Source organism: Sphingobium sp. (assembly GCF_035511395.1).
Lineage (GTDB): Bacteria > Pseudomonadota > Alphaproteobacteria > Sphingomonadales > Sphingomonadaceae > Sphingobium.
On record NZ_DATKFP010000268.1, the window covers coordinates 1 to 8,691 of the forward strand.

An 8,691-nucleotide genomic window follows, 5' to 3' on the forward strand; every position below is an offset into this window, starting at 1 on the left:
TGTCAGCACTCTACAACACCAATGTCTATGCGACGTCGCGCGACGCGACCGACGATGTGGCAATCTATGCGGTGCCGAAAGTCCAGGTCGACCTGCGCGGCGCCAATACGCAGATCCATGGCGAAATCTATGGCGAAGCACGCCGCTTCTTCGACACGACGCGTGAAAATGCGACCAGCTTCGGCGGGGCGCTGTCGGCCAATCTGAACCCCGGCAAGGCGCATAATCTGACCGCCGAAGTGCGTTACGACCGCGCGATCGAAAGCCGCGCCGATCCCGAAGCGCGCGCCAGCATCCTGCTGCGCCCGCGCAAGATCGACATATTCGCAGGCGAGGTGAATTACGGCTTTCGCGGCAGCCGCATCGGGCTCGACCTGACCGGCGGCGTCCAGAAATCGAACTATCTGGACCCGAACGAGGACGATCGCGATTTCACCATGTTCCGGGGGTCGGCACGCGTGACATACCGCCCGGCTGCGCCCCTCGCCCTTTTCACCGAAGCCTATATCAATCGTCGCAACTTCCGCACCGCCGTCGACCTGAGCGGCATCAACCACGACGCGTCGACCTATGGCCTGCTGGCAGGCGTCAGCCGGGAAATCAGCGGGCGGCTCACCGGCCGGCTGGGGGCCGGCATCTTCCGCTTCGACCCCGACGACCGACAGATAAAGCCCTATTCCGGCCTGGGCTTCAACGGCGACATCACCTGGGCGCCACGACCGCGCACGATGATGACCGCGCAATTCTTTCGCGGCGACGTCGCGACAGCGCGGATCGGCTCTACCGGCCGTACCGACACACGCATCGCCTGGAACCTCCAGCAAGAGGTTCGTCACAACCTGCTACTCTACGGCCGCGCAGGGTGGACCAAGACGCGCTATCGCGGCGTCGGTTCCGACAGGCTGAACACCATCACGGTCGGCGCTGAGGTGGAATATCTGCTCAGCCGGCGCTTCTCGCTCTTCACCGGCGTCGATTATTCCAACCGGTCGTCCGACGACCCCCTGCGGGAATTTTCACGCGCGCGTTTCCAGGCAGGTGTTCGCACAAAATTCTGACTCGGGATGGAAAAATCCACCATGGCAATAAATGTCCGTAGCCAATCCGGCACCCGGTCCCGCCTTGCAGGGTTGGCCGGCGTTCCTCTTCTTGCCCTGACATTCGCCATAGCGTCTTGCAGCATGACCGCCGCCTGCCGGGAAGAGCCTGCCAAGCCCTTCGTCATCCGCCGACTGACGCCGATCGAGCCGGACAAGCGCACCAGCTTTCCCGGCGCGGAAGGCTATGGACGCTTCGCAAAGGGTGGTCGCAACGGACAGATCATTCCCGTCACGACCCTGGCAGATGAAGGCGATGGTTCACTACGCGCCTGCATCGACGCGGAAGGGCCGCGCGTGTGCGTCTTTCGGGTGGCCGGCGTCATCCGCTACATGAAAGAGCGCCCGATCATACGGCATCCCTATCTGACCATCGCCGGAGAAACCGCGCCGGGCGACGGCATATTGCTGACTCATGGCGGCGGCAAGACCGCCTTTACGCCGCTCGTCATCAAGAATACGCATGACGTCGTCGTCCGCCACATACGCGTGCGCACCGACCGTCGCGGCGAGCAGCGTGGTTCCAACAGCGCCTTCATCATCGAGAATAGCGACAATGTGATCCTCGACCATGTCAGCGCTTCCTGGGCGCTGGACGAGAATGTCGGCGGCTATGCGCAGAATGACGCGATCACCATTTCCTGGTCGATCTTTGCCGAAGGCGTTCCGCGTCATGATAAATGCGCGTTGCTATCCAGCGATCCCAGGGGGCCGCAACGGATCAGCTTCATCCGCAACCTCTGCGCGCACAATGGCGATCGCAACCCCGACGTCAATGTGCCGCCCGGCTCCTGCGTCGATGTGCTCAACAATGTGATGTACAACGCCAGCTCGCAATATACCGAGGTCTGGGAAAGCTATGGCGGCGCCCGCGTGAATATCGTGGGCAATTATTACAAGCAGGGGCCAAGCACGGCGGGACGCTCCTATGCGATCGATCGCCCGCTGGTCGGCTCGACGGGCAAGGCGCAGATCTACCAGACGGGAAATGTCATCGACGGCGACCGCATCACGATCGCGCCGATCGCGCAGGAGGCGATGGTGAAATCCCCGGTCTGCCCCATAGAAGGGCAGGTCATGGACGCGCGCCAGGCCTATGGTCGCGTGCTGGCTGGCGCGGGTACGTTCCCGCGCGATGCCGTCGATAGCCGGGTCGTGGAGGAAGTGAAGACCCGCACCGGCGCGATCGGCCGCGACAATCGCGTGCTACCCTATCTAAGCGAAGGCGCACCCTATGAGGATGATGATGGCGACGGCATGTCCGATGCGTGGGAACGCCAGCATGGCCTCGATCCGAAGCGCAACGACGCCTGGGAAGACAAGGACGGCAATGGCTGGGCGAATTTCGAGGAGTTTCTGAACTTCGCCCACGAGATGCGGATCGCCGGCCAGACGATGCACTGAGCATTCTGAAGCCAGCTGGAACAGCTGGCTTCAGAATGCGGGAAACAAAGAAAACAGGGCGCGAACGCGACGCCCTCAATTGCAACGGCGCGACGTTCAGCCGCCGCCCAGCTCCATGACGAGATCCTCAACCTCCGACCCCGAACCATAGCGTTCGATGATCGCCAGCGTGCCATCTTCCCGCATCCGGAACAGCGTTCCGCGATGGTCGGCCGCGCCATGGGTGCGCACCACCAGCAACCAGGCGCCCGGCCCGCTCAGATAGGCGATGGCGTTGGCGACCGCGCTGCGCAGCACATCCGGCTCGAAATAGTGGCGATTGAGCAAATTAGCCGCGCGCACCAGATCGAAACGACCGATCAGGGCGGCGCTTCGCCGGGTGATGTCATCCTCCAGCCACTGGAAGGCGTGGTTCTGGCGAAGCCGCGGGCTGATGAGCGCCACCTCGGTGCCTTGACCGGCCGCGGCTTGAGCAACGGCGGGCTTGCGCAACTGACCTTCGACCAGCTTGCGGACGAAGGTCATGCCCGTCCAGCGATCCAGCCGCCTTTCCCAAGGACGCACCGCGCGTCCCATCACTTCATATTGCAGCACATGGCCATTGGGTTCGACCAGCGCGCGACAACCGAAAGGAAGCGTCACCAGTCGCGCCCGCACCGAGCGGTCGGTGCCAGTCATCTGCGTATCATATCCGGCGGCGCGCAGCGTCTCCAACAACTCAAGCGTGGTGACACCGGACGAGATGCCAAGATCCAGCGCAGCATGGATCGGGCGGTCATAGCGTCCCATCGCCGTAATCAGCGCGGCATCGATCGCGACCAGGCGCGACGGCTCGGTGCGCTTGAACGTATTGTTCGCGGTCTTGAGCAGGCCGAAGAAGCGCGCTTCATCGCGCGCGCTGATACGATCCGCAGCGACGGAAAAGAAGGAACTGGCGCAATGCACGGCGAAAAGGCCTCCCTGACGGCGCCGGCCTGACTGACCCCGCCCGCATCGGGTCTAGCATCGCTGCGCGCGACGCGGGTGAGGGCCATGGAGGTACCTCTCCTGCCCACAGCCGCGGCCCTGCCCATCTGGGTTATTCAGATTGGCGACTGGCGGGAGGGCAGGCATGACGGCAATCGATATTCGCTCACGGATCGAACTGCGCGGGGAAAGCGAAAAGAAGCATCTTGGCCGCTATGCGATGCATGGCGCTATCGCCGCGCTCGCCCTTTGCCTGCTGGCCCTGTTCGGGCGGATCATGACCTACCCGCTCCAGCATGACGAGCAATTCTATGTGTCCGCTGGCGTGTTGCTCGATCGCTATTCGCTCTATCCCGATCTGGGCTTCAGCCATCTGCCCAATATCGCGCTGCTTTTTTCGGGCGCGTTCAAATTGCTGGGCGACGGCCATTATCTGATGATCGGCCGCCTGATCGTCTTCGCGTCATGGATCGCCACGATCGCAGCCCTGATGCTAATCGCGCGCGACTATGCCCGCAGTTGGCTGATCGGCGGATTGATGGTCGGCTTTCTCGTACTCAATCCGATGTTTTTGAATGCGAGCGGCATGGCGGCGACCAATAATTTCCCGCCCGTCCCCTTCGCGCTGTTCGGCCTCTACCTGTTCCTGCGCGCCGCCGATGCGGAACAGCCATCATCGATGCTGGCGCTGGCGAGCGGTTTCCTGCTTGCTGTCGCGGCTGGCTTCAAGGCCAATTACGCCCTGCTCATCATGCCTGTCGGACTGGCCGCCTTGCTGGCGCCGCCCTCCATGCCCTTGCCGGAGCGGCTGCGGCGGATCGCCCTGCCCATGCTGGTAGGCGGCGTGGTCGGGGGTCTGCCGACCATCCTCTACGCGCTGAGCGACTTCAAGGGCTTCGTCGTCCATGTCGTCGATTTCCAGCGCGGGCCTCAGCTGGGCTATTGGGCCGCGCATGCGGATCCGGCCGATCCCAAGGTGATCGGCATGGCCGAAAAGCTGTTACTGGCGCACCGGCTATGGCTGTCCGGCGTGACGATGCTGATGATCGTCACCTTGCTGGCCTTCGGGGCGATCGCGATTACGCGCCGGACCGCGTTCCTGCGCTGGCCGGTGATGCTTGTAGCGGCGATCGCCGCACTTGGCGCCATGCTCGCCTTTGTGCCGACACCCTCCTTCCCGCAATATTTTACGCCTGCCCTGCCTTTCCTTGCCGTGCTGGTCGGACTGTTGTTCGGCACTTTCGACCAGGAAGGACGCAAGCTCGCACAGCCGTTGATCGCCGCCGTCCTGCTGTTGACGGCGGTGACGGGCGCGCCGTTGCTGCTGCCATCGCTGGCTGGGCTGGCGAAACCAGCCGGATGGACCGGACTACGGGTCGCGCGCGATGGCGCCGCTATCGCAGCAGTCGTGCGCGAAAGCCGGTCTGCGGGCCGACCGGTGGCGACCCTGTCGCCGCTCCATGCGCTGGAGGGAGGCCTGTCCATTTATCCGCATTTCGCGCTCGGGCCGTTCGTCTACCGCGCCGCCCCCTGGGTCCGCGAAGACCAACGCCGCTATTTCACCTATTTCGTGACGGCAGACACCATCCCTGCCCTGCTGACCAACCAGCCACCAGCGGCGATCATGACCGGCGTCGAAGGGCAATCGGACGAGGCGCTCGACCGCTTCGCACGGGCGCAGGGCTATCGCGCCATCCCGATGTCGCTGAAGAAAACGGAGAATGGCGAAGCCGTTCGCCTCTACCTGCCCAGATGATCAGGCCTGCATCCGCCGGTCGCGGCGGCGGTCCGGCGGAAAGGCGCCATTTTCGATCGTCGGGGCAGGCGCCGCGCAGTTGAGTTCCGCTTCCACGATCGGCGCGGTCGATCCCTTCACCTGAAGGAAGATACGCCCAAGATATTCGCCGATAATGCCAAGAAAGATAGCGTTGAGCGTAATGCCCAGCAGGATCAGCATTGTCGTGGTTGCAAAGCCTGCGGGCCAGAGCTGGCCGAATATCAGGCGCCCGGCCAGATATCCAAGCGTCAGCACGAAGGTGCCCATCCCGACCGCCAGGCCCGTCATCGACGCCACGCGCAGCGGAACGAGCGAATGGTTGAGCAGGCCGTCCAGCGCCAGGCTGACCATCTTGCTGAGCGGGAATTTGCTTTCCCCCGCTTGCCGCGCTTCCCGGTCATAGGCGAACCCCACCTGCGAGAATCCCATGGCGCTGATCAGGCCGCGCAGATAGGGCGTCGCGTCATTGACCTTGCGCAATTCCGCCAGCACGCAGGCGTCGACCAGACGAAACTCGCCCGCATTGACCGGCAGTTCATCCTCGCTCAACGCATTAAGGCCAGCATAGAAACCACGCCTCAGCCCGGCAACGACCGGGCCGTCGGGCAATTTGCGGCGGACGCCATAGACGACCTGATGTCCCTGCCGCCACATATCCAGCATTTGCGGGATGAGGCGCGGCGGATCCTGAAGGTCGCAGTCGATCTGGATCGCGCAATCCCCTCGCGCTCGCTGATAGGCGACCAGCAGCGAACGCTGATAGCCGTTATTGCGCGAAAAGCGGACCACCCGCACACGCGGATCGACCGTGGCAATGGCCTTGAGCTTCGCGAAGGTCGCATCGGTCGAATGATTGTCGGTGAAGATGAGTTCGAGCGCATGGCCCGGCAGCGTGTCGAACACGGCCGTGATTTCGCGATAGGCGCGTTCGACCGTCGCCTCCTCATTATAGGCAGGGACGACTACGGAGACGAGCGTGGGATCGGTCATGCCGCGACCTGCGCCCGCATATGTTCGACCATGCATCTTATGCCCTCCTCGAAGATTGTCGTCGCGGTCCAGCCGAGCAGTTGCGCCGCGCGAGCGGGATCGCCGCCCACAATGTTGATCTTGGCCGGCGTGCTCGATCCTGTGGGGTAATGAACCAACGTCGGTGCGGCCGATGTCGCGGCCAGGACGGTTTCGGCCATGGCACGGACGCTGAGCAGCCGGCCTGTGCAGAGATTGACGATCGTGCCGCCTGGAAGTGCGCTGGTGGCCACCGTCCGCAGGCCGTCGACGCAATCCTTCACCGCCAACATGTCGCGCAGGCTTTCAGGCGATCGCAACTCGCTGGCTTCGCCGTCCAGACAGCGCCTTATCAGCCACGGCAACAAAAACTCCTCCGACTGGCCGACACCATAGGTCAGACCCAGGCGGGCCGTCAGCACGCGGAAATGCAACTGGGGCTGGAGAGCGGCGGCATAATGCGCGCCTGCCGTCAGCGCCAAAGTATAGGGATTATGGGGTTGCTCGCGCGCGTCTTCATGCTGTTGCCGCGGATCATCGCCATATTCGGCGAGAGAGCCGGTGCGAACGAGGGTGCGCAAGCTATCAACCCGCGATGCAGCGGACAGCAAGGTCAGCAGGTTCAATATGTCCATCGTCAATGCCGGCCAGTCACACGGCGAGGGTGTCTGATGGGTTCGGCCCGTACTCGTACCCAGATGGTAGAGGATGGTCGGCCGAACCTCCCCCAGACACTGTTCGACTGCAATCGTGTCGGACAGTTCGACGCGATGGACAATGGCACCGTTCACGAGCCTGTCGGGACGCAACTGATGCCGCGGGCGAACGAGGATATGCACCTCGTCACCCGCGGCAATATGCTCGGCGGCAAGGTAGGAGCCGATAAAGCCTCCGCCTCCGGTTACGAGCACATTTTCTGGCATGGACGCCTCCCGGCGATCAGCTGACGAGCATCGGTCGCGGCAGGGGGACGAGGAACTGGCCACCCCGCGCCACGAAATCGGCCTGTTGCTCGCGAATCTCATCGAAGAAGTTCCAAGCCAGCACCATCAGGATATCCGGGCTTTCCACCTCGATCGCGTCGGGCGACTTCACCGGGATCTTCATGCCCGGCGAATAGAGGCCCTGCTTCAGCGGGTTGCGGTCGACCAGGAAGTCCAGTTCGTTCGGGCCGATGCCGAAATAGTTAAGTAGCGTGTTGCCCTTGGCCGGAGCACCATAGCCCGCGATTTTCTTGCCGTCGGCCTTGAGTTCGCTGAGCATGTCGAGCAACTGGATGCGGATAGCCTCGATCCGGTCGGCAAAATGCCGGTAGGTTTCGGCCTCCAACATGCCCGCCTCGCGCTCCTCGCGCAGCATGGTGTGGACTTCCTCACTCGGCGTGGCGAGGCCATTCGGACGGAAGAAGACACGCATCGATCCGCCATGGATGGGCAGGCGATGCACATCGACCAGTTCGAGGTCGAAGAAGGCGCCCAGCTTCTGCAACGACAGCAGGCTGAATTCCGACACATGTTCCTGATAGACGGTGTCGAATTCGTTATGCTCCAGCAGATCCTTGGCCCAGGGCACTTCCACGACGAAATGGCCGTCATCAGCCAGCAGCCGGGTCACGCCTTCCATGAAGCGATGCAGGTCGCCGATATGGTTGAATGTGTTGGTGGTGACGATAACCTGCGCCGGACCATGGGCGTCGCGCACTTCCAGCGCCGTGTCGGGATCGAAATAGGCGACATGCACCTGTACGCCCCGTTCCTCGGCAATGTCCGCCAGATTGGCGGCGGGATCGATGCCCAGCGTGCGCTGGCCGCGCGCCTTGCACGCCGTCAGCAGCAGCCCGTCATTACAGCCGATATCGACCACCAGTCCACCATTCGCTGCCTCGCCGAGCACGTCCGCCAGCTTGTCGAAATGGTGGTGCATCGTCGTCGCGCTCGACGGGACGTACAGATAATGGCGGAAGAAATCGGCCGGGACCTGGTCGGCAATCTCGATCAGTCCGCAATTCAGGCAGACTTCGGTGTTCAGCGCGAAAGCCGGCTGGCTCTCGCCATGTTCCTCCGGCCGCACGAACATGTTGGCCGGCGGATGCTGGCCCATGGGCAGGAACAGGTAGGGGTTCGGCGCCAGGCAGGCGCGGCAATGCTGAAGACGTTCCATGAAATTCCCTCTCTTTCAGTGGTGTGTCAGGCTGCGTGCCAAGTCGGCGCCGCGTGATGGTCCGCGAATTCGCGGAAACGGTCGTGAATATGGTCGATCTGCGCGTCGCTCAGCCCATGGTGGCAGGCGAGCAGGATGCCGCCGCGCGTCACCGCATCGGCGACGGGATAGCCCTCATCACCGACATGGGTGCGGATTTGTGCCATGGCGGGTTGCCGCAATATGTTGCCGGTGAAGACGACGCGGGTCTGGATGTCCGCCTGCTCGAACCAGATTTGC

The 8,691-nt window shown here is 63.0% G+C and carries 8 protein-coding genes; 3 read left to right on the top strand and 5 right to left on the bottom strand.

Features of this window, described 5'->3' with window-relative positions:
• Both VMR39_RS18800 and VMR39_RS18805 read left to right on the top strand, forming a co-directional pair.
• Nucleotides 1-1,058: outer membrane beta-barrel protein (locus tag VMR39_RS18800; RefSeq protein WP_325417907.1), on the top strand; the 1,058-nt coding region annotated here is incomplete at its 5' end.
• Between the two features lie 123 nt (nt 1,059-1,181).
• On the top strand, nt 1,182-2,501 hold the full coding sequence (locus VMR39_RS18805; protein ID WP_325417909.1) for a pectate lyase: 1,320 nt from the start codon (nt 1,182-1,184) through the stop codon (nt 2,499-2,501).
• 96 nt (nt 2,502-2,597) lie between these two features.
• Here VMR39_RS18805 and VMR39_RS18810 read toward each other — a convergent pair whose 3' ends face one another.
• Complete coding sequence (locus VMR39_RS18810) at nt 2,598-3,446, bottom strand: hypothetical protein (protein WP_325417911.1); 849 nt, start codon at nt 3,444-3,446, stop codon at nt 2,598-2,600.
• A gap of 166 nt (nt 3,447-3,612) precedes the next feature.
• Between VMR39_RS18810 and VMR39_RS18815 the strand changes: the two genes are divergently transcribed.
• Nucleotides 3,613-5,223: a hypothetical protein gene (locus VMR39_RS18815; RefSeq protein ID WP_325417912.1), complete on the top strand. Its 1,611-nt coding sequence runs from the start codon at nt 3,613-3,615 to the stop codon at nt 5,221-5,223.
• On the opposite strand, the gene VMR39_RS18820 is transcribed toward VMR39_RS18815, so the two are convergent.
• From VMR39_RS18820 to VMR39_RS18835, 4 genes are all read right to left on the bottom strand, one after another.
• On the bottom strand, nt 5,224-6,234 hold the full coding sequence (locus tag VMR39_RS18820) for a glycosyltransferase family 2 protein (protein WP_325417914.1): 1,011 nt from the start codon (nt 6,232-6,234) through the stop codon (nt 5,224-5,226).
• Nucleotides 6,231-7,175 carry an NAD(P)-dependent oxidoreductase gene (locus VMR39_RS18825; RefSeq protein WP_325417916.1) on the bottom strand — a complete coding sequence of 315 codons (945 nt, stop codon included), beginning with the start codon at nt 7,173-7,175 and terminating at the stop codon, nt 6,231-6,233. The genes VMR39_RS18820 and VMR39_RS18825 overlap by 4 nt, the downstream gene beginning before the upstream one ends.
• 16 nt (nt 7,176-7,191) lie before the next feature.
• Complete coding sequence (locus tag VMR39_RS18830) at nt 7,192-8,412, bottom strand: class I SAM-dependent methyltransferase (RefSeq protein ID WP_325417918.1); 1,221 nt, start codon at nt 8,410-8,412, stop codon at nt 7,192-7,194.
• Between the two features lie 26 nt (nt 8,413-8,438).
• Nucleotides 8,439-8,691 (bottom strand): DegT/DnrJ/EryC1/StrS family aminotransferase (locus VMR39_RS18835; RefSeq protein WP_325417920.1); only part of this gene is annotated, 253 nt, incomplete at its 5' end.

Excerpts from the sequence above, each read along its gene's own strand:
- VMR39_RS18830 (WP_325417918.1), bottom strand. The coding sequence starts at position 8,412 with ATGGAACGTCTTCAGCATTGCCGCGCCTGCCTGGCGCCGAACCCCTAC.
- VMR39_RS18815 (WP_325417912.1), top strand. The coding sequence starts at position 3,613 with ATGACGGCAATCGATATTCGCTCACGGATCGAACTGCGCGGGGAAAGC.
- VMR39_RS18805 (WP_325417909.1), top strand. The coding sequence starts at position 1,182 with ATGACCGCCGCCTGCCGGGAAGAGCCTGCCAAGCCCTTCGTCATCCGC.
- VMR39_RS18820 (WP_325417914.1), bottom strand. The coding sequence starts at position 6,234 with ATGACCGATCCCACGCTCGTCTCCGTAGTCGTCCCTGCCTATAATGAG.
- VMR39_RS18825 (WP_325417916.1), bottom strand. The coding sequence starts at position 7,175 with ATGCCAGAAAATGTGCTCGTAACCGGAGGCGGAGGCTTTATCGGCTCC.